This window comes from Methylosinus sporium (assembly GCF_003113265.1).
GTDB classification, from domain to species: Bacteria; Pseudomonadota; Alphaproteobacteria; order Rhizobiales; family Beijerinckiaceae; genus Methylosinus; species Methylosinus sporium.
In genome coordinates this window covers 1-18,958 of sequence record NZ_PUIV01000019.1, presented here as the reverse complement: position 1 = coordinate 18,958, position 18,958 = coordinate 1, and the positions used below count along the sequence as shown (strand labels likewise).

At 66.9% G+C, this 18,958-nt stretch carries 20 protein-coding genes and 1 other RNA gene; 17 read left to right on the top strand and 4 right to left on the bottom strand.

The features are described from left to right. Positions 1 to 79 precede the first annotated feature (79 nt). Positions 80 to 292 carry a hypothetical protein gene (locus C5689_RS12385; RefSeq protein ID WP_108917581.1) on the bottom strand — a complete coding sequence of 71 codons (213 nt, stop codon included), beginning with the start codon at positions 290 to 292 and terminating at the stop codon, positions 80 to 82. A gap of 174 nt (positions 293 to 466) precedes the next feature. On the opposite strand from C5689_RS12385, the gene C5689_RS12380 reads away from it, so the two are divergent. From C5689_RS12380 to C5689_RS12370, 3 genes are all read left to right on the top strand, one after another. Then, positions 467 to 1,171 carry a GNAT family N-acetyltransferase gene (locus tag C5689_RS12380; RefSeq protein ID WP_108917580.1) on the top strand — a complete coding sequence of 235 codons (705 nt, stop codon included), beginning with the start codon at positions 467 to 469 and terminating at the stop codon, positions 1,169 to 1,171. Positions 1,172 to 1,311: 140 nt separating this feature from the next. Further along, positions 1,312 to 2,532 carry a tRNA 2-thiouridine(34) synthase MnmA gene (gene mnmA, locus C5689_RS12375; protein ID WP_108917623.1) on the top strand — a complete coding sequence of 407 codons (1,221 nt, stop codon included), beginning with the start codon at positions 1,312 to 1,314 and terminating at the stop codon, positions 2,530 to 2,532. Further along, positions 2,532 to 3,272, top strand: a complete 741-nt coding sequence (locus tag C5689_RS12370) for a class I SAM-dependent methyltransferase (protein ID WP_108917579.1) — start codon at positions 2,532 to 2,534, stop codon at positions 3,270 to 3,272. Before mnmA ends, C5689_RS12370 begins: the two co-directional genes overlap by 1 nt. 4 nt (positions 3,273 to 3,276) lie before the next feature. On the opposite strand, the gene C5689_RS12365 is transcribed toward C5689_RS12370, so the two are convergent. Together C5689_RS12365 and C5689_RS12360 are read right to left on the bottom strand one after the other, a co-directional pair. Beyond that, entirely contained in the window at positions 3,277 to 3,594 is a 318-nt protein-coding gene (locus C5689_RS12365) for a helix-turn-helix domain-containing protein (protein ID WP_108917578.1), read from the bottom strand. After that, the gene (locus C5689_RS12360) at positions 3,588 to 3,941 is read right to left on the bottom strand and encodes a type II toxin-antitoxin system RelE/ParE family toxin (protein ID WP_167398718.1); all 354 of its coding nucleotides are present in this window, start codon (positions 3,939 to 3,941) and stop codon (positions 3,588 to 3,590) included. The genes C5689_RS12365 and C5689_RS12360 overlap by 7 nt, the downstream gene beginning before the upstream one ends. 93 nt (positions 3,942 to 4,034) lie before the next feature. Here C5689_RS12360 and ssrS point away from each other — a divergent pair. The 9 genes from ssrS (at position 4,035) to mutT (ending at position 12,747) form a co-directional block, all read left to right on the top strand. Further along, a non-coding RNA gene (gene ssrS, locus C5689_RS12355) (6S RNA) lies at positions 4,035 to 4,190 on the top strand. A 30-nt stretch (positions 4,191 to 4,220) separates the two neighbouring features. Continuing rightward, the gene (locus C5689_RS12350) at positions 4,221 to 4,811 is read left to right on the top strand and encodes a 5-formyltetrahydrofolate cyclo-ligase (RefSeq protein WP_108917577.1); all 591 of its coding nucleotides are present in this window, start codon (positions 4,221 to 4,223) and stop codon (positions 4,809 to 4,811) included. Positions 4,812 to 4,909: 98 nt separating this feature from the next. After that, complete coding sequence (locus tag C5689_RS12345; RefSeq protein WP_108917576.1) at positions 4,910 to 7,837, top strand: bifunctional [glutamine synthetase] adenylyltransferase/[glutamine synthetase]-adenylyl-L-tyrosine phosphorylase; 2,928 nt, start codon at positions 4,910 to 4,912, stop codon at positions 7,835 to 7,837. A 292-nt stretch (positions 7,838 to 8,129) separates the two neighbouring features. Then, positions 8,130 to 9,032, top strand: coding sequence for a peptidylprolyl isomerase (locus C5689_RS12340; protein ID WP_108917621.1), 903 nt, complete (start codon positions 8,130 to 8,132; stop codon positions 9,030 to 9,032). Positions 9,033 to 9,171: 139 nt separating this feature from the next. Then, positions 9,172 to 10,419 carry a bifunctional glutamate N-acetyltransferase/amino-acid acetyltransferase ArgJ gene (gene argJ, locus C5689_RS12335; protein WP_108917575.1) on the top strand — a complete coding sequence of 416 codons (1,248 nt, stop codon included), beginning with the start codon at positions 9,172 to 9,174 and terminating at the stop codon, positions 10,417 to 10,419. A gap of 144 nt (positions 10,420 to 10,563) precedes the next feature. Beyond that, positions 10,564 to 11,259, top strand: coding sequence for an HAD family hydrolase (locus tag C5689_RS12330; protein WP_108917574.1), 696 nt, complete (start codon positions 10,564 to 10,566; stop codon positions 11,257 to 11,259). Between the two features lie 61 nt (positions 11,260 to 11,320). Then, a complete protein-coding gene (locus C5689_RS12325; protein WP_146188381.1) occupies positions 11,321 to 11,743 on the top strand; it encodes a hypothetical protein in 423 nt (140 codons plus the stop codon). Positions 11,744 to 11,820: 77 nt separating this feature from the next. After that, positions 11,821 to 12,333: a hypothetical protein gene (locus C5689_RS12320; RefSeq protein WP_108917572.1), complete on the top strand. Its 513-nt coding sequence runs from the start codon at positions 11,821 to 11,823 to the stop codon at positions 12,331 to 12,333. Positions 12,334 to 12,345: 12 nt separating this feature from the next. After that, positions 12,346 to 12,747, top strand: a complete 402-nt coding sequence (mutT, locus tag C5689_RS12315; RefSeq protein WP_108917571.1) for an 8-oxo-dGTP diphosphatase MutT — start codon at positions 12,346 to 12,348, stop codon at positions 12,745 to 12,747. On the opposite strand, the gene C5689_RS12310 is transcribed toward mutT, so the two are convergent. Beyond that, positions 12,716 to 14,038, bottom strand: a complete 1,323-nt coding sequence (locus C5689_RS12310) for a DUF1835 domain-containing protein (RefSeq protein ID WP_108917570.1) — start codon at positions 14,036 to 14,038, stop codon at positions 12,716 to 12,718. The genes mutT and C5689_RS12310 overlap by 32 nt on opposite strands. 294 nt (positions 14,039 to 14,332) lie before the next feature. On the opposite strand from C5689_RS12310, the gene C5689_RS12305 reads away from it, so the two are divergent. The 5 genes from C5689_RS12305 to C5689_RS12285 form a co-directional block, all read left to right on the top strand. After that, complete coding sequence (locus C5689_RS12305) at positions 14,333 to 15,241, top strand: class I SAM-dependent methyltransferase (RefSeq protein ID WP_108917569.1); 909 nt, start codon at positions 14,333 to 14,335, stop codon at positions 15,239 to 15,241. Positions 15,242 to 15,464: 223 nt separating this feature from the next. Continuing rightward, entirely contained in the window at positions 15,465 to 16,244 is a 780-nt protein-coding gene (gene rimP, locus C5689_RS12300; protein ID WP_108917568.1) for a ribosome maturation factor RimP, read from the top strand. A 24-nt stretch (positions 16,245 to 16,268) separates the two neighbouring features. After that, the gene (gene nusA, locus C5689_RS12295) at positions 16,269 to 17,903 is read left to right on the top strand and encodes a transcription termination factor NusA (RefSeq protein WP_108917567.1); all 1,635 of its coding nucleotides are present in this window, start codon (positions 16,269 to 16,271) and stop codon (positions 17,901 to 17,903) included. Further along, positions 17,900 to 18,640 carry an RNA-binding protein gene (locus C5689_RS12290; RefSeq protein ID WP_280176410.1) on the top strand — a complete coding sequence of 247 codons (741 nt, stop codon included), beginning with the start codon at positions 17,900 to 17,902 and terminating at the stop codon, positions 18,638 to 18,640. Before nusA ends, C5689_RS12290 begins: the two co-directional genes overlap by 4 nt. Then, the coding region (locus tag C5689_RS12285) for a translation initiation factor IF-2 associated domain-containing protein (RefSeq protein ID WP_193487724.1) at positions 18,633 to 18,958 on the top strand (326 nt) is incomplete at its 3' end. The genes C5689_RS12290 and C5689_RS12285, both read left to right, overlap by 8 nt.

Below are 18,958 nucleotides of genomic sequence, written 5' to 3'. Positions count from 1 at the left end.
CCTCAACACGTGACACGGCGGCCTCTTAGCAGCGATGCGGCCGTTGGACAATACGGCAGGAATATGACACCCGCTCTCGTCACGCCTCGCCGCGCCGGCAGACGATCTTCAGATATTCCAAACCCTCGCGCGGCGCGAGCGTCGTGCGGGCAATGGTCGCCTGTCCTTGGAAGCCGCACTGCGACTGGCTCGGCACTTTGGGGCCCTGAACGACGTCGATCGCCGTCTCGGGCCGGCACTCGCTCGGCGAGACCGAAAACGAGCAGACCAGGATCACAACGGAATAGAGCATCGGCTTTCTCCCCCGCAGAGCGCGAACCTCGATCGCCGCTGTCTCGCCGGCGCCCCTTCGCGGCCTCTTCGATGACGAAGCTAGGGCATGTTCCGTACCACTGCGATGGTTTAAAAGCAGGACCGCCGCCTTGTTCGGACCCTGAGACAAATTCTTCGGACCCCTGAGACAAAAATGTCACAACTGCCGCCGCCCGCTCCGCTCTCGGCTCCCTTCGTCGCTCCCACGCGAACGCGCCTCTCCGGCCGGCTGACGACGCTCGTCCCGCTGGCTCCGGAACATGCCGAGGATCTCTATGAGGCGACGCATGGACAAGAGCGCGAGGCTCTGTGGCGCTATCTCTTCATCGGCCCGTTTCCTGATCTCGCCGCCTTTCGCGCCGCCCTCGCCGAAATGGCGGAATCCGCCGCAATGGTCTATTTCGCCGCGCTCGCCAATGAAAACGGCCGCGCCCTCGGCTTCCAGGCCTATCTGAACATAGAGCCGGCCAATCGCGCCATCGAAGTGGGCGGCGTGCTCTATTCTCCGGCTCTCCAGCGCAGCGCGGCGGCGACGGAGGCCCAATATCTTTTCGCGGCCCACGCCTTCGAGACGCTCGGCTGCCGCCGCTATGTCTGGAAATGCGACAACGCCAATGAGAAGTCCAAGGCGGCGGCGCTGCGGCTCGGCTTTTCGCCGGAGGGGCTCTTCCGCCAGCATATGATCGTCAAGGGCCGCAATCGCGACACGGCCTGGTTCTCGATGCTGGACAGCGAATGGCCGGCGCGCAAGGCCGCCTTCGAGGCCTTTCTCGATCCTGGCAATTTCGACGCCTCGGGCCGCCAGAAAACGCCGCTCTCGGCCTTGAACGGGCAGGCCCGCGCGGCAAATAGGGGCTGACGGCGGCGCGCCAGAGACCGGCTCGGACGGATTGCCTCGCCGAACGGATGATGGTTTACAATGAATTGCGAGACGTTGGCGCGGATTTGACGCTTCCGCCGGCGGTTCTCGCGCAACGCTCTTCGGACGGTCCAAAGACGATGACGACGGCCGGCGCCAGAATTCTCAACAGCCTCGATCTGCCCAAGCCGCCGGGCGAGACGCGGGTCGTCGTGGCCATGTCCGGCGGCGTCGACTCCAGCGTCGTCGCCGCTCTGCTGCGCGAGGAAGGCTATGACGTCGTCGGCGTCACGCTGCAGCTCTACGACCATGGCGAGGCCACGCATCGCAAGGGCGCCTGCTGCGCCGGCCAGGATATTCAAGACGCCCGCCAGGTGGCGGCGCGGCTCGGCATTCCGCATTACGTGCTCGACTATGAGAGCCGCTTCCGCGAGACCGTCATCGACACTTTCGCGCAGAGCTACGCCAGCGGCGAGACGCCGGTTCCCTGCGTCGCCTGCAATCAATTCGTGAAATTCGTCGATCTTTTCGAGACCGCCAAGGATCTCGGCGCCGACGCTCTCGCCACCGGCCATTACATCGCCTCGCGCGAGGACGGCTTCGGCGGCCGCGCGCTCTATCGCGCCTTCGACGCCGCGCGCGATCAGAGCTATTTCCTCTTCGCCACGACGCGCGCGCAACTCGACATGCTGCGCTTTCCGCTCGGTGAATACGCCAAATCCGAGGTGCGCGAGCTGGCCCGGCGCTTCGATCTCGACGTCGCCGAGAAGCCGGACAGCCAGGACATATGCTTCGTCCCCAGCGGCCATTACACCGATCTCGTCGAGCGCCTGTCGCCCGGCGCCGCCGTACCCGGCGACATCGTCCATGTCGACGGGCGCGTGCTCGGCCATCATGCCGGGGTCATCCATTACACCATCGGCCAAAGGCGCGGCCTCGGCCTCGGCGCCGCCGTCTCCGGCCGCGCGGCCGAGCCGCTCTTCGTCGTGCGGCTCGACGCCGCCAAGGCGCAAGTCGTCGTCGGCCCGCGCGAGGCGCTGGAAACGCGCCGCGTCGCGCTGCGCGACGTGAATTGGATCGGCGCGGGCGATCTTTCCGATCTGCCGGCCGAGGGGCTGCCGATTTCCGCGCGCGTGCGCTCCACCCGTCCGCCGGCGCCGGCGCTGCTGCGGCCGCTGCCGGGCGGCGGCGCGGAGGTCGTCTTCGAGGCCGGCGAATTCGGCGTCTCGCCTGGCCAGGCCTGCGTCTTCTATGAGCGCGACGATACGCGCGGCCGTGTGCTCGGCGGCGGCTTCATCGCGCAAGCCGAAGCGGAGCCCCCCGCGCCGGAGCCGGCGCTCGAGCTCGATCGGAGTGCGTGATGAGCGATGCGCGTGGCGTTTCCGGCTTCAATTTCTTCGAGCACGGCCTCGATCGCCAGGCGATAGAGGCCGCCTACTCCCGCTGGGCGCCCGTCTATGATCTCGTTTTCTCCCATATGCTCGGCCCCGGACGGCGCGCCGTGGCGACGATCGCCTCGCGCGCCGATGGGCGCATATTGGACGTTGGGGTCGGCACCGGCCTCGAGCTGCCCATGTTCCGCGACAAGGCGCGGGTCGTCGGCGTCGATCTCTCCGAGCCTATGCTGCAACGCGCCTCCGCCCGCGTCGCCCGCGAGGGGCTGAAGAACATCGCCGGCCTCGCCCGCATGGACGCGAGCCGCCTCGCCTTTTGCGACGCCAGCTTCGCCTGCGTGGTAGCGCCCTATCTGCTGACCGTTGTGCCGGACCCGGAGGAGACGCTGGACGAGCTCGCCCGCGTGGTGCGGCCGGGCGGCGAGATCGTGCTCGTCAACCATGTCAGCTCGTCGGATTGGCCGATGTCGGCGCTGGAGGAGTTCATCGGCGAGAGCTTTTCCGTCACTCTCGGCTGGCGCCCGCAATTTCCCTGGTCGATCATCGGCGACTGGATCGACTCGCGCACCGACATGCGCCTCACCGAGCGCCGCGTGCTGCCGCCCTTCGGCCTGTTCACGCTGACGCGCATCGAACGCCTCGCCCGCTGGGGCGAGCATTCCCGCCGGCCCTATGACGAGCATCGTCGGCCGTTCGAGCACGCGTGAGCGGTCACACCAGCTCGAAGCGCAAGCGCCGGCCGACGACCTTGGCCGCACGCACCAGTGTGTCGAGCGTGGCGCTATCGTTCTTCGGATCGAGCAGCCGATCGATCTGAGCGCGGCTCGTCTCCATCATCTCGGCCATTCGCGCTTTGGTGATTCCCTTCTTCTTCATTTCGGCGGCGAGCTGCGCGGCGATCACTTCCTTGATCGCTGCGGCCGTGACTTCCTCTCGAATGCCCTGCTCGTCCAGCCAGCTCTCGAAAGTCGAGCCGAGGTGAGGATTTTCTCCGACGCCCGGCGCAGGATTTTGCTTTTTCGTCACCATGATGCGACCTCTTTCAGCCTCTGTCGCGCGAGCGTCAGCTCATCCGCCGGCGTGCGTTGCGTCTTCTTGACGAAGGCATGAAGCGCGATCAGCGCGCCCCCATGAAAGCCGAAGAAGACGCGCGCCTCGCGCTTGCTCGGCAAGGACGACCGGACCTCCCACAAGCCGCCGCTCAACGGTCGGCACAAGGGCAAGCCGACCGGCCAGCCGAACTGGACCTTCATCATGTCGCGCCCGACGGCGCGACGATCGTCGAGCGGCAATTCGTTCAGCCATTCCCGCACTGGTTCGCGGCCGGCGAGAGTCCGCCAGAAGCGAAGGGGAATGGGCTCGAGAGCTTCGGTCATAGATTTAGGGCACTGTATCAAAAAAGATACCAGCCCACAAGCCTCGCCACGTCGCCTCTGGCGTTCCCGCCCGCGTGGGATTACATTGCTCTTGCGGCGCTGCGGGGTGCGTGACGGACTTTAATTCCCCGGGGCCTTATCGATCTCTAAGGGAGCTGTCCCTGGCCTTGCCCGTGGGCTCGGTCACTACGGCGCCCACCTACGTTGTAGGTTCCCGGGATCGATGTCCCACGGCTCACGCGGCCCGCGCTTTTACACATCGGACGATAAATCGCCCCAATGACCGTCGACGCCAAGACCGAACTGCGCCGGCGGACGCTCTCCCGCCGCGATCTCGTCTCCCATGAGGAGGCGCACGCCGCCTCGATCGCCGTCGGCGAACGCGCCCTGGCGCTGGTGCGTCGATTCGCGCCACGCGGCGCCGAGACCGGCGAGGTCGTCTCTGTCTATTGGCCGATCCGCAGCGAGCTGAACACGCGCCCGCTGCTGGAGATTCTGGCGGCGGAGAAAATCGCCACCGCCCTGCCGGTGATGACGGCGGTCAAGCGCCCGCTGATCTTCCGCGGCTTCACGCCCGGCGATGATTTGGTGAAAGGCCCCTTCGGCCTCTCCGAGCCGGCCGAGACCCGGCCCTCCTTCGATCCCGACATCGTCTTCTCGCCGCTCGCCGCCTTCGACCGCAGGGGCTATCGGCTGGGCTATGGCGGCGGCATTTATGACGCGACGCTCTCGCAGCTGCGCGCCAAGAAGCGCATCGTCGCCGTCGGCGTCGCCTACGCCTGCCAGGAGACCGACTCCGTGCCGACCGAGCCGCACGATCAGAAGCTGGATTTTCTGCTGACCGAGCGAGAGCTGATCGAGTTTTCGTGACGCGCGTTTGCGTCGCCGCGTTCGGCCGAATCTTGCCGCGCGACTCCTTCTCCCACTGGTGGGAGAAGGAAGCGCTGCCCGCAGGCAACAGATAAAAAATGACGCAGACGAATTCCCGCTCGCTGCTCTCCCGCGCTCTCCTCATCATCGAGCCGATCGACCATGCGCAAGCCGAGGCGGCGCTCTCGCGCGTGCTGGAGCGCGACGCTGGCGCGCTCGCCGCCGTCATCGCCGCGCAGGGAAATGCACGGCCGCTGCTCGAGGGCGCCCTCGGCTCTTCGCCTTTTCTCACCGAGCTTTCCGCGCGCGATCCTGCCCGGCTCGCGCGCCTGCTCACGGACGATCCCGACGCCAGCCTCGCCCGGCTCGTCGAGGCCACGCGCAACGCCGCCAAAGGCGTCACGGACGAAGCGGAGCTGATGCGCGCTCTGCGCCGCGCCAAGCAGGAGGGCGCGCTGCTGGTCGCGCTCGCCGATCTTTCCAAAGCCTGGGATACGATGCAGGCGACCGATGCGCTCACGCGCCTCGCCGACACCGCGCTCGCCGCTTCCATCGCCTTCACGCTGCGAGAGGCAGCCGCCGCCGGCAAGCTCGAGCTCTATGATCAGCGAATGCCGGAGCGCGGCTGCGGCTGGATCTTCCTCGCCATGGGCAAGGAAGGCGCCTTTGAGCTCAACTACTCTTCCGACATAGACATCATCGTTCTCTTCGATCGCGCCCGCGCGCGCGTCACGCAGCCGGCCGAAGACGTCGATCTCTTCGTCAAAATGACCAAGCGCATCGTGCGCATTCTCTCGGAGATCACGCCCGACGGCTATGTGTTCCGCGTCGATCTGCGCCTGCGTCCAGACCCCGGCGCGACGCCCATCGCCATACCGCTCGAGGCCGCCTTCTCTTACTACGAGAGCATGGGCCAGAATTGGGAGCGCGCAGCCTTCATCAAGGCGCGCGCCGCGGCCGGCGACATTCCCGCCGGCGAGGCGTTTCTGAAAGAGCTTTCGCCCTTCGTCTGGCGCAAAAATTTCGATTTCGCCGCCATCGCCGACGTGCATTCGATCAAGCGGCAGATTCACGCTTTCAAAGGCCATGGCGAGATCGCCGCGCTGGGGCATGATCTCAAGCTCGGCCGCGGCGGCATTCGCGAGATCGAATTTTTCGCGCAGACGCAGCAGCTCATCACCGGCGGGCGCAATCCCGCTCTGCGCGGCCGCGCGACATTGGAGACGCTGGACGCGCTCGTCGCCAATGGCTGGATCGAGCCGCGCGTGCGCGACGATCTCGCCGAGGCCTATCTCTTTCTACGCGATGTCGAGCACCGAATCCAAATGGTCGCCGACAAGCAGACTCATATTCTGCCACGCGACGAGAAGGAGGCGCTGCGCATCGCGCGCATGGCCGGCTTCGCCACGCTCGAGGATTTCACGCGAGCGCTGGTCGCGCATCTCGAGACGGTGCAGAGCCATTATTCGCATCTCTTCGAAAGCGCGCCGCAGCTCTCCTCGCAAACCGGCAATCTCGTCTTCACCGGCGGCGAGGACGATCCCGGCACGCTCGAAACCTTGTCGCGTCTCGGCTTCGCGCATCCCAAGACAGTGACGGAAACGATCCGCGGCTGGCATTTCGGCCGCTATGCGGCGACGCGCTCCACCAAGGCGCGCGAGCGCCTGACCGAGCTGACGCCGGCTCTGCTCGAAGCGCTCGCCGTGACGCAGAACGCCGATCAGGCCTTTCTCGCATTCGACAAATTGCTCGCCGGGCTTCCCGCCGGCGTGCAATTGTTTTCCGTGCTCGTCTCCAATCCGCGCTTGTTGAGCCTGCTGACGGCGATCACAGGCGCCGCGCCCAAGCTCGCGGCGACGATTGCGCGGCGCCCGCGCGTGCTCGACGCGGTGCTGGAGCCGGCCTTTTTCGAACATCTGCCCGATGAATCGGAGCTCGCCGCCGCGCTCGCGCGCAGCCTCGCCGAAACGCGCTCCTATGAAGAAGCGCTCGACGCGGCGCGCGTCTTCGGACAGGAGCAGAAATTCCTCATCGGCGTGCGCATATTGACCGGCGCGCTCTCTGTGGCGGAGGCCGGCCTCGCCTATGCGCGGCTCGCCGAATGCGTCATCGCCGCTCTGCTGCCGCGCGTCGAAGCGGAATTCGCGCGCGCGCATGGGCGCATGGAGGGGCGCGTATGCGTCGTCGCGCTCGGCAAGCTCGGCGGCCGCGAGATGACCGCCGCTTCCGATCTCGATCTCATGCTGCTCTATGACGCAGACCCACACGCCGAGTCGGATGGCGAGCGCCCGCTCGCCGCCGCGGCCTATTATGCGCGCCTCACGCAGCGGCTCATCGCCGCGCTCTCCGCGCCAATGGCGCAGGGCCTGCTCTACGAGGCCGATTTTCGCTTGCGGCCGTCGGGCGGCAAGGGGCCGCTGGCGGTGAGCCTGACGGCCTTCGAGGATTATCACGCGCATGAAGCCTGGACATGGGAGCATATGGCGCTGACGCGCGCGCGCATCGTCGCCGGCGCGCGCGATTTCGCGGCGACGGTGGAAGCCGCGATCCGCGCCGCGCTGACACGCCCGCGCGACGAAGCGAAAACGCGCGATGATGTCGCCGACATGCGCCGCCGTCTCGCGCGCGACAAGCCGGCGAAGAGCCTTTGGGATTTGAAGCAGGCCCCGGGCGCGCTGATCGATGTGGAGTTCGTCACGCAATATTTGCAGCTCCGCCATGCGAGCGCGCATCCGGCCTGTCTTTCGACGATGACGTCGACAGCGCTGGAGCGTCTCGCCGGCCTCGGGCTGATGGACGCGAATGAGGCGGCGACGCTGATCGAAGCCGCCCGCCTCTATCAGAGCCTCACGCAATTGCTGCGGCTTTCCATCGACGCTGATTTCGATCCGGCGCAGGCGCCGCGCGGTCTCGTCGAGCTGCTGCTGCGCGGCGGCGAGGCGGCGGATATCGCCCGTCTCGAAGCGCAGATCGCAGAAACGCAGCGCGCGACGCGAGAGATTTTCACGCGCATCGTCGGCGCGTGAAAGCCCCGCGCCGGCGCCCGCGGCGAAACGAGAGTCACGTTCCCGGGCTCGAAGCGGCGGCTCGATCGTGGAGCTTTCCCGACCGGAACCGGAAGAACCTCCCGACCAGAGCGCGAGCGGCGTTGCGCAACCCTCGACCCTTGCAATATAATCTCGACCAATTCCTTCGAGACGTCGCCGCCGGCCCTCGCCGCGCCCTAATTTCCGTGTTCCCCTTTGCCTGGACTTGCTCTAGTGGAACGCTGTTCGCGACAGGCCTCCCCCGCCTGTCGCTCTTTTGTTGGAGACTATCATGCCTCACCTCAAGACCACGCGTCTCGGCAGCCGGGGCGTCCTCGCCGCGATCGGCGTCTTCGCTCTGCTGACGATGGGCGCGGCCCCGGCGCAGGCCAAGGTCCTCGCCAAGGTCAATGGCGTCGACATCACCGACGACGACGTGAAAATTGCACTCGACGATCTCGGCGCCGGCCTGCCGCGGCAGCTGGAGGGCAAGGCGCGGGAGAATTACATTCTCGATTTCCTGATCGACGAGCAGCTCGTCGTGCAGAAGGCGCAGCGCGACAAGCTCGGCGAGACGCCCGATTTCGCCAAGAAGCTCGCCTATTTACGCGACAAGGCGCTGATGGAGGCGCTGCTCGGCAAGGTCGCCAAGGACGCGACCACCGAGGCCGCCGTCAAGAAGACCTATGACGAGGCCGCCAAGAATCAGAAGCCCGAGACCGAGATCCACGCTCACCACATTCTGGTGACCACCGAGGACGAGGCCAAGGCGGCGCAAAAGCGCGTCAAGGCCGGCGAGGATTTCGGCAAGGTCGCCAAGGAGCTCTCCAAGGACACGGGCGCGCAGGGCGGCGATCTCGGCTGGTTCACCAAGGACCGCATGGTGCCGGAATTCGGCGACGCGGCCTTCAAGATGGAGCCGGGCCAGATCTCCGATCCGGTGAAGACGCAATTCGGCTGGCATATCATCAAGCTGGACGAAAAGCGCCCGAAGGTGTTCCCGCCGCTGGATCAGGTGCGCGATCAGGTCTCCCGCTATGTGGCGCAGAAGGCGCAGTCGGACCTCATCGTCGAGCTGCGCCAGGGCGCGAAGATCGAGCGCACCGAAGCTCCGGCGCCCGACGCCAAGCCGAGCGAGACAAAGCCGGGTGAGGCGAAGCCCGCCGAGACCAAGCCGGCCGAGAAGAAGAAATAGTCATGAGGCGGTAGTGAGTGGGGCGTAGGAGCAGGGAGTGGGGAAGCGCGGCCCGCCGCATCCCGTCCCGCTCGCTACGCCCTGCTCACTGCTCACCCCTCCCCTGTCGCTCTCGCTTTTTTCAGGACCCATACCGCGCATGGCCAAGGCCGCACCCGTTTCGCCGCTCGCTCCCAAGACCTACCCGGACATTCCGCCGATCGAAGGCGTCCGCTTCGCCGTGGCGCAGGCCGGCATACGCTACGCCGGGCGCACCGACGCGATGCTCGCCCTTTTCGACGAAGGGACGCAGGTCGCCGGCGTCTTCACGCGCTCCAAATGCCCCTCCGCTCCCGTCGACTGGTGCCGCGCCCGGCTCGAGGGCGGCAAGGCGCGGGCGCTGCTCGTCAATTCCGGCAACGCCAACGCCTTCACCGGCAAGGCCGGCAAGGAGGCGGCGAAGCTTTCCGCCAAGCTCGTCGCCGCGGCGGCGGGCGTGCCCGAGAAGCAGGTGTTCCTCGCCTCCACCGGCGTCATCGGCGAGCCGCTGGACGCGACGAAATTCGAGCCCGTGCTCGGCAAGCTCGTCGCCGATACGCGCGGTGACGCCTGGCGCGAGGCCGCTTCGGCGATCATGACCACGGACACCTATCCCAAGCTCGCGACCCGCGTCGCCAAGCTCGGCGACGTCGAGGTGCGCATCGCCGGAATCGCCAAGGGCGCGGGCATGATCGCGCCCGACATGGCGACCATGCTCTCCTTCGTCTTCACCGACGCGCCGATCGACGCCGAGGTTCTGCAGAGCCTATTGTCGAAATCGGTGCAGAATTCGTTCAACGCCATCACCGTCGACAGCGACACTTCGACATCGGACACGCTATTGCTCTTCGCCACGGGCGCGGCGGCCGAGCGCGGCGCGCCGGTGATCGAGAAGGCGAGCGATCGCCGCCTCGAGGGTTTCCGCCGCGCGCTGGACGAAGTTCTGCTCGACCTCGCGCATCAGGTGGTGAAGGACGGCGAAGGCGCGCGCAAATTCGTCGAGGTGACGGTGATGGGCGCCGAGACCCCCAAGGCCGCCAAGCGCATCGCCCTCTCCATCGCCAATTCGCCGCTGGTGAAGACGGCGGTGGCCGGCGAGGACGCCAATTGGGGCCGGGTGGTGATGGCGGTCGGCAAATCCGGCGAGGCGGCGGATCGCGACAAGCTGGCCATATGGTTCGGCGACATTCGCGTCGCGCACAAGGGCCTGCGCGATCCCGATTACGACGAGGCGGAAGTCTCGCAGATCATGAAGCGCGACGAGATCGCCATCCATGTCGATCTCGGCATCGGCTCCGGCGCCGCGCGCGTGTGGACCTGCGATCTGACGAAGGAATATGTCGCCATCAACGGCGACTATCGCAGCTGATCCTCTCCTTCGTGAGCGCTTCTTTCTCCCGCCCGCGGGAGAAGGAAGCGCGCGCATGACATACGCTCGTGATGTCTTCGTCATCGCAGCGTGTCGCGAATCGGCTTCTACTCGCCTCGGCTCGGGCGGCGAGGAAGCGGACTTATGGTTTTCCCCCATGCTGTAGAAGCGGTCCTCTTCGACATGGACGGCACGCTCCTCGATACGGAGCGGCTCTATGTCGACGCCTGGATCGCGGCCGGACGCGCCGTCGGCCATGAGATCACCGAGGCGTTCTGCCATCGCATGATCGGCAAGCCGATGCAGGATTGCGAGACGATGATGATCGAGCGCTTCGGCGCCGACTTCCCGCTCGACGCCTGCATCGAGGCCTGCGGCGCCTTCGTCGCCCGCGCCTCGCGCTCCGGCGTGCCGCTGAAGGAGGGCGCGCGCGAACTGGTCGACTACCTCACGGCGATGAATATTCCGCTCGCCATCGCCACCTCCTCGCGACGGCCGACCGCGGAGCATCATCTGAGCCGCTGCGGCTTGCTCTCGCATTTCTCCATTCTGGTGACGCGCGACGATGTCGCCCGCGGCAAGCCGCATCCCGAATCCTATCTGCGCGCCGCGCGCGCGCTCGGCAAGGAGCCGCGGCGCTGCCTCGCGCTCGAGGATTCGCCGACCGGCCTGCGCTCGGCCGCCGCCGCCGGCGCGATGACGATTCTCACGCCGGACATTTTGCAGCCCTCCGCCGAGGAGCGCGCGCTCTGCCTCACCGTCGTCGCCAGCCTGCGCGACGTGCTCGAGCTGCTGCGCGCGCAAGCCGACCGGCAGCCCTTAGGCGCCATTGCGCGCTGACGAAAGTCGACTCGATTTCTAGACTCCGCAGCGATTCGCCCCCTGCCCGATGGAGACGAAGATGACGCCGCGCCGCCCGCTTTTTGCGGTCTCTCTTGTTGCGCTTTTTCTGCCCCTCGCCGCCTGCGCCGGCGCTTATGAGGAGGCGCGCGAATATGCCGCCCTCTCCGGCGTCGTCGTGGAAAAGAGCGCCGACAGCGGAGCCGAAAAGCCCGACAAGAAGAAGGGCGGAAAAAAAAAGGCGGGAAAAAAGAACGAGGGAAAAAAGAAAGGCGCCGAGAAGAAAGAGGCCGCCGCCAAGGACGACAAGAACGCGCCGCCGGCCGTCGGCGCCTGCGTCACCTATCAATTCATGGGCGGCGCCGATTGCGAGGAAGCGATCACCAAGCGCGATTGCTACGACAAGCGCACCAATGTCGTCGACTGGCGCAAGGAGACGAGCTGCGCCGCCGCCTTCCTGTCGCCGCCCGAGCGGAAACCTTAAAACAGCTATAGCCTTGCCTCGGCCCGGCGGAGCGGCGACATTGGCCGCGCAATTTCGCCCTATCGAGGCCTCTCCCCATGCGTTCCGCCGCCCTCTGCGTCGCGCTCGCGCCGCTCGCTCTTTCCGCCTGCAACAGCGCCGCGCCCGAGATGCGCTTCGATCCCGCCGAGGCCGCCTTCATCAGGCAGGAGGGCAAGGCGACGATAGAGGGCCAGGCCTTTCTGCGCGATCAGCAGGGCAAGATGAATGTGCGCTACGCCGCCGGCGAGGTGGTGCGGCTCATTCCCGCCACCGCCTATGCGCAGGCGCGATTCTCGCATTTCTACGGCAAGCGCAAGTTCATCGCCGCCCTCTTCATGCCGACGCCGACGCAGGACGCCGAATACGCCGCCTATACGCGCACGACCAAGGCGGGCGCGACCGGCCGCTTCACCTTCGACAAGGTCGCGCCGGGCCGCTATTTCGTGGCGACGCAGCTCACCTGGGTTCCCAAGGGCGGCTTGCTCAGCGAGGGCGGCGCGATGTACGACGAAGTCGTCGTCACCGGCAAGGAGACCGATCCGATCGAGGTCGTGCTCTCCGGCAATTGAGGGAAACGCGCCTTGTCTCTGCTTCTCGTGGTCGCCGCCGCGCTCGTCGATCCGCAAGGCCGCGTGCTGATCGCCCAGCGTCCGCAAGGCAAGCAGCTCGCCGGCCTGTGGGAGTTCCCCGGCGGCAAGCTCGACCCCGGCGAGCGGCCGGAGCAAGCGCTCGTGCGCGAGCTGGCCGAAGAGCTGGGCATAGAGGTGGCGACCGCCGATCTCGCGCCGCTGACCTTCGCCAGCCATGCCTATGAGGCGTTTCATCTTTTGATGCCGCTCTATCTCTGCCGGCGCTGGCGCGGCGAGCCGCACGCCCGCGAAGGCCAGGCGCTGGCCTGGATGCGGCCGAGCGAACTCGATGCGGCGCAAATGCCGCCGGCCGACGCGCCGCTCATCGCTCCGCTCGTCGCGCTGCTTGGCTGAACGCGAATTCCGAGCGGGCCTCGTCCCAGCGCCAGCAAGGCGCGTCGCCGGAGATGGAGACGCCGCCGAGCCAGCGCGGCGGCGGACGAAGCGACATCCAATCCGTCTCCCCCGCCAGAATGGCGCGCCCGAGCGGGGTGATCGTGAGCCGCTCCTTCGGCCAGCTGCGATCGTCGCTATCGAAAGCGCCCGTGAAGACCGGCTCCGCGACGCGCTTCATGTCCTCGACGATGGAATGAATCATCAAATCGGTGAGCCAGGGGAGCGGCTCGCGCTCCATCAACAGCCGCGAATAGGCATCGACCGCTTTATGCGGACGCTCCGCGAGAAGCTCGAGGATGAGACGCTCCGTCAGGCTCAGGCCGTCTTCGGTCCCAGGAAATTCCTGACAATGGCGCCGGACCGCGCGCGCGAGCTGCGGCAGCGCCGGGGCGCCCGCGCGGGCGACTCCGGCGAGCGGGCGCGGGTCGGGAGCGCGCAGCATGGACCAGACCTCGCGGCCGGCGAGCAGCGCCGCCTCGGCGACGGGCGCGCGCTCCTCCCAGAGCAGGCGCAGCGCCTCTGGCGGCAACTGCCCCAGTCCGAGAAAGCGCGTGGCGCCGGGGTAACGCTCGAGCGAGATCAGCTCGAGCCGCGGCGGAGGCGTCTCTGCGAATTGCGCGAGACAGCGGGCGAGAATGAGCTGATCATAGGGATCATGCTCCAGCCAGAGCACGACTCGCTCATAGCGAGACGCGGCCGCCTGCAAGCGCGCCTCCGCGACGGCGAGCTCTTCCGCGATTTGCGCTTCGCTCCGGTCGACGCCGGCGCCGTAGCTCTCCGCGAGAAAAGCGGCGCGCTCTGCGAGCCAGTCCGCCCGGTCGAGCACTGGACCCTGACAAAGCGGATCGGAATATTCGAGAAAATCGCCGATGAACCCGGCGTCGCGCAAGCTCGCCTCTATGTCGTGACCGCAACGCAGATGCAGCGTCGTCATGCCGCGATCCGGCGCGGCCTCGCCACGCACTATGCCGCGCCAGCTGCGTTCCATCGCCGCTATGTGCGCTTTGAGCTTCGGCCAGCTCGGCAATCCGAGCTCGCGCGCGACGACGAGCTGCGCCTCGCTCAGCCGCTCCGGCGCGTCCGCGGACCTCGGATGATGACGGCGAAATCGGGAGAGCGCTTCGTCGTCCCCGGCGCGCAGGCTCTTCAGCAGCTCTTTGGCGCGCTTGCCCTGTTGCTCGAGATTCAAACGAAAAGGCGAAGCGAGACGGACGGCGGCCGCGCTCGCGGCCCGTGGATCACGGGACATGGAACCCCCTCCTCGTGTCTGCGTCCGCTGATCAGACAGGAAAGGGCGTATTTTCGTGCGCCACTCTCGAAAGCGAGCGCGGGCGCAGCCCTTTCCGCGGACACGGGGGCTCCGATCGAGCCGTGCCGGCAGTCAAACAAATCGCCACGAGCAGGTCAAGGAACGGACGCACGGAAAACGCCTATCCTCGACCCGCTTGGCGCGGCGTGCTACATAAAGCGCATGTGAGATCCATCCCCATTCGAAAGCACATGAAACGCTCGCTCGCGGGCGCATTTTGCCACGGGGATTCACATGTCTGCCGAAAATGATAAGACCCGTCCGCACTCCGCCGAATATTTCGGCGCGGAGCGCGATTATTTGTGGAACGCCGACTTTCTCGATCTACTCGCGCGTCGCCTCGATCTGCGCGCTGTCGAGCGCGCCGCCGACATAGGATGCGGCGTCGGTCACTGGAGCGCCCTGCTCTATCCGCGTCTCGCGGCCGAGGCCCAAATCGTCGGCGTCGATCGTGAGCCGCGCCACCTCGTCGGCTATGTCGATCGTATGCGCGCCATCGCCGATACGCGAATGGAGGCGATCGCCTGCGATGCGAATCGCCTGCCCTTCGCCGACAGATCATTCGATCTGGCGACGTGCCAGACGCTGCTTCTGCATCTGCGAGATCCCGCAGCGGCTCTCGCGGAAATGATCCGAATCGTCGAGCCCGGCGGACTGGTGCTCTGCGCGGAGCCGAATAATCTCGTCGCGCGCCTTCCCTTCAGCGGGCAGATGGGCGAAGAGGCCGTCGAGCGGCTGCTGCGGCTATCGGAGCTGGCTTGGCGGCAAGCGCTCGGCCGCGCCCGCCTCGGCAAAGGCGAGGAGTTCGTCGGAGAGCGGCTCCCCGGCCTGTTCGCCGGGCTCGGCTTGCAGGATGTGCGCGTCTGGCTCTCGGACAAGACCCATCCGAGCATCCCACCCCATTCCAGCCCGGGCGAGATCGCCAATGCGCAGGCCTGGGAGCGCTGGCGCGCCGAAGGCGTCGGTCCCTATGATCGGAACGAAATGCGCACCAATGTCCTCGCCAGCGGCGGCTCAGAAGAGTTCTTCGACTCCGCATGGCGCGACTTCGTGGATGGGGCGGCGGCAGGCGACGAGCGAGGCTGGAGCGCCGCGGGCGGCGTTTTGCTCTATGTGGTCGCGGGCAGACGTCCGAGGGCGTGACGGCGAAAAGATCGCGCGCGTTGAAAAAGCGCACGCGATCTCGCGAAAACTGCGGCGCGGCCCGGCGGCCCGTCTTTTCCTTGCCTCCATCCCGCAGCAGGTGTATAAGCCGTTCCGTTCTATCTCATAACGATCATTCTCGGATGGTCGCTGCTTGAGAGTGGGGCCCGGCCGGGACCCGCTCTTTTTTGTTTGCACCGGCCGGAAATTCTCGCAAGATAGGATGAGCCGCTTGGCAGAAACGCCCGCCGCCGGCGCCGTGGAGGCGCCCTCCCTCATCGACGAGCCGCGCCTCTGCGGCGAGACGGGAGTCGCGGCGCGCATTGCCCATATCGCCGAGCCCGTGCTGGCGCAGCTCGGCTTTCGTCTCGTGCGTGCGCGCATTCTCTCGCAGAACGGCATGGTTCTGCAGATCATGGCCGAGCGGCCCGACGGAACCATGACCATCGACGATTGCGAGGCCGCGAGCCAGGCGCTCTCGCCGGAGCTGGACGTCGAGGACGTCATCTCGGACGCCTATCGGCTGGAGCTGTCCTCCCCCGGCATAGATCGCCCTTTGGTGCGAGTCTCGGATTTTCGTCGCGCGATCGGCCATGAGGCGAAGATCGAGCTGACGCAGCCGCTCGCCTCTGGCCGCAAGCGTTTTCGGGGCAATATTGTCTCCGTCGAGGGAGACGGCCGCGACGCCGTGGTGACGCTCGAGCGCGACGACGCCCCGCCGGACGAAGAAAAAACCGTGCGAATGCCGCTGCGCGATCTCGACGAGGCCAAGCTGATGCTGACCGACGCGCTGATCCGCGAGGCGCTGCGCGCCGGCAAGGCGCAGCTCGAGGACGACGGCCCGAGCGAGGAGGAAGCGCCGCAAGAGGATGCGCGGCCTCGTCGCGGGCCCGGCCGTTTCGCCGCGGCGCGCGCCGATAAGGCCAAGCCGCTGGTTCCGGCCGGCGTGCAGACGGGATTCAAGAAAAAAGGCAGCGGACCCGGCCGTCGCGGCGACGCGTAGGGCCGACGTTTTTGGGAGCAAGATATGGCCGTCAGCGCCAACAGGTTGGAAATCCTGCAGATCGCCGATGCGGTCGCGCGCGAGAAATCGATCGACCGTTCGATCGTCATCGCCTCCATGGAGGACGCGCTGCAAAAGGCCGCGCGCTCGCGCTATGGGCAGGAGACCGAGGTCCGCGCCGAGATCAATCCGAAGAGCGGCGAAGTCCGCTTTTCGCGTCTGCTGCTGGTCGTCGATCTCATCGATAATGACGCGACGCAGATTTCCATCGAGGACGCGCGCAAGCGCAATCCGGCGGCGCAGGTCGGCGACTGGATTTCCGAGACGCTGCCGCCTTTCGATTTCGGCCGCATCGCCGCGCAATCGGCCAAGCAGATCATCGTGCAGAAGGTGCGCGAGGCCGAGCGCGACCGCCAATACGAAGAGTTCAAGGACCGCATCGGCGAGATCGTCAACGGCGTGGTGAAGCGCGTCGAATATGGCAATGTGATCGTCGATCTCGGCCGCGGCGAGGCGATCATCCGCCGCGACGAGATGATCCCGCGCGAGACCTTCCGTCCCGGCGATCGCGTGCGCGCCTATGTCTATGACGTGCGCCGCGAGCAGCGCGGTCCGCAGATTTTCCTGTCGCGCACGCATCCGCAATTCATGGCCAAGCTTTTCCGCCAGGAAGTGCCGGAGATCTATGACGGCGTGATCGAGGTGAAATCGGTGGCGCGCGATCCGGGCTCGCGCGCCAAGATCGCCGTCATCTCGCGCGATTCCTCCATCGATCCGGTCGGCGCCTGCGTCGGTATGCGCGGCTCGCGCGTGCAGGCCGTGGTCGGCGAATTGCAGGGCGAGCGCATCGACATCATTCCCTGGTCGGCGGACGCGGCGACCTTCATCGTCAATGCGCTGCAGCCGGCCGAGGTGGTGAAGGTCGTTCTCGACGAGGATTCCGCGCGCATCGAGGTGGTGGTGCCGGACGATCAGCTGTCGCTGGCCATCGGCCGCCGCGGCCAAAATGTGCGCCTCGCCTCGCAGCTCACCGGCTGGGACATCGACATTCTGACCGAGGCCGAGGAATCGGAGCGCCGCCAGCGCGAGTTCGTCGAGCGCACCAAAGTGTTCATGAACGCGATCGACGTCGACGAGGTGGTCGGCCGGCTGCTCGCTTCGGAAGGCTTCCAATCGGTCGAGGAGCTGGCCTTCGTCGATCTCGGCGAGCTGGCGACAATCGAAGGCTTCGACGAGGACACGGCCGCCGAGATTCAAAATCGCGCCCGCAATTATCTCGAGAGAGTCGAGGCGGAGAACGAAGCGCGCCGCGTCGAGCTCGGCGTGCTCGACGAGCTCAAGGAGCTCGACGGCGTCACCACGGCGATGCTGGTCAAGCTCGGCGAGAATGACGTGAAGTCGATCGAGGATCTCGCCGGCTGCGTGCCGGACGATCTCGTCGGCTGGACCGAGAAGAAAGACGGCGAGACGGTCAAGCAGACCGGCTTCCTCGATGGGATCGACATTTCTCGCGAGGAGGCGGAAGCGCTGATCATGGACGCGCGCGTGCGCGCCGGCTGGATCGAGGCGCCGGAGCCCGAGGCGGAAGCCGAGGAGACCGAGGCCGCTGAGCCGACGGAATCGCAGCAGGCAGAGGCGCAGCAGACCGAGGCGCAGTGACGAAACGAGACGGCGAGCGAATGAGAGAGGCCGAGGCGAGCGAACGGACCTGCATCGTCACCCGCCGGCGCGACGCGCCGGAGGGGATGATCCGTTTCGTGCGCGCGCCGGACGGCGTCCTCACGCCGGACATAAGATCGCGTCTGCCGGGTCGCGGCGCCTGGGTGACGGCGCGCGCCGATGTCGTGGCCGAAGCTTTGAAGAAAAGGGCCTTCTCGCGCCAATTGAAGGCCGAGGTCTCGGCCTCGCCGTCGCTTCCCGCCGACGTCGACCGGCTGCTGGAGGCCGACTGCCTGCAATCGTTGGCCATGGCCAATAAGGCCGGCGCGGTGGTCGCCGGCTTCGGCAAGGTCTGCGAGGCGCTGGAGAAAGGCGCCGTCGCCGCTGTGCTGGAGGCGCGCGACGGCTCGGCGGAGGGACGGCGCAAGCTCGCCCAGGCGGCGCGGCGCGCGGCCACGGCGCGCCGGGTCGGCGAGAGGGTCACAGAGACGATCTCTCTGTTCGATTCTCTTCAATTGGATTTGGCTTTGGGCCGCACAAATGTGATACATGCAGCCCTCGCGCCGGGCGGACCGACGCAAGCCTTTTTGGCGCGCTGCTGCCGCCTCGCCGCCTATAGAGGCGAGAGCGCAGCCGCAGACGCGCAGAACCACGACAGTGAGCGGACCGACGAGTTCGGCCCGCTGAAAGACGCAACCGAACAGGCGCAGCCCGAGGATCGGAAACTGGATGAGTGAGACCGAGACCGAGAACAGCGGCGACAAGACGCTGACCGTCACGCCGTCGAAGACGTTGCATTTGAAGCAGCGTCCGACCGAGCATGGCGGAATGGTGCGCCAGAGCTTCTCCCACGGCCGCTCCAAGGTGGTCGTGGTCGAGAAGGTGAAGCGTCGCGCCCCGGGCCATGTCGAGACCAAGCCGGCGGCTCCGCCTCCGACGCCGGCTCCCCCCGCGCCTGCGGCGCCCGCCGCCGCCGCTCCGCCCCCTCCGCCGCCGCGCGCCGAGACGCCGCGCCCGCAGCCTGCGCCCAAGCGCGGCGCCGGCATGGTGCTGCG

Coding starts and splice junctions, on each gene's coding strand:
- C5689_RS12385 (WP_108917581.1), bottom strand. CDS start 292: ATGCTCTATTCCGTTGTGATCCTGGTCTGCTCGTTTTCGGTCTCGCCG.
- C5689_RS12380 (WP_108917580.1), top strand. CDS start 467: ATGTCACAACTGCCGCCGCCCGCTCCGCTCTCGGCTCCCTTCGTCGCT.
- mnmA (WP_108917623.1), top strand. CDS start 1,312: ATGACGACGGCCGGCGCCAGAATTCTCAACAGCCTCGATCTGCCCAAG.
- C5689_RS12370 (WP_108917579.1), top strand. CDS start 2,532: ATGAGCGATGCGCGTGGCGTTTCCGGCTTCAATTTCTTCGAGCACGGC.
- C5689_RS12365 (WP_108917578.1), bottom strand. CDS start 3,594: ATGGTGACGAAAAAGCAAAATCCTGCGCCGGGCGTCGGAGAAAATCCT.
- C5689_RS12360 (WP_167398718.1), bottom strand. CDS start 3,941: ATGACCGAAGCTCTCGAGCCCATTCCCCTTCGCTTCTGGCGGACTCTC.
- C5689_RS12350 (WP_108917577.1), top strand. CDS start 4,221: ATGACCGTCGACGCCAAGACCGAACTGCGCCGGCGGACGCTCTCCCGC.
- C5689_RS12345 (WP_108917576.1), top strand. CDS start 4,910: ATGACGCAGACGAATTCCCGCTCGCTGCTCTCCCGCGCTCTCCTCATC.
- C5689_RS12340 (WP_108917621.1), top strand. CDS start 8,130: ATGCCTCACCTCAAGACCACGCGTCTCGGCAGCCGGGGCGTCCTCGCC.
- argJ (WP_108917575.1), top strand. CDS start 9,172: ATGGCCAAGGCCGCACCCGTTTCGCCGCTCGCTCCCAAGACCTACCCG.
- C5689_RS12330 (WP_108917574.1), top strand. CDS start 10,564: ATGGTTTTCCCCCATGCTGTAGAAGCGGTCCTCTTCGACATGGACGGC.
- C5689_RS12325 (WP_146188381.1), top strand. CDS start 11,321: ATGACGCCGCGCCGCCCGCTTTTTGCGGTCTCTCTTGTTGCGCTTTTT.
- C5689_RS12320 (WP_108917572.1), top strand. CDS start 11,821: ATGCGTTCCGCCGCCCTCTGCGTCGCGCTCGCGCCGCTCGCTCTTTCC.
- C5689_RS12310 (WP_108917570.1), bottom strand. CDS start 14,038: ATGTCCCGTGATCCACGGGCCGCGAGCGCGGCCGCCGTCCGTCTCGCT.
- C5689_RS12305 (WP_108917569.1), top strand. CDS start 14,333: ATGTCTGCCGAAAATGATAAGACCCGTCCGCACTCCGCCGAATATTTC.
- rimP (WP_108917568.1), top strand. CDS start 15,465: ATGAGCCGCTTGGCAGAAACGCCCGCCGCCGGCGCCGTGGAGGCGCCC.
- nusA (WP_108917567.1), top strand. CDS start 16,269: ATGGCCGTCAGCGCCAACAGGTTGGAAATCCTGCAGATCGCCGATGCG.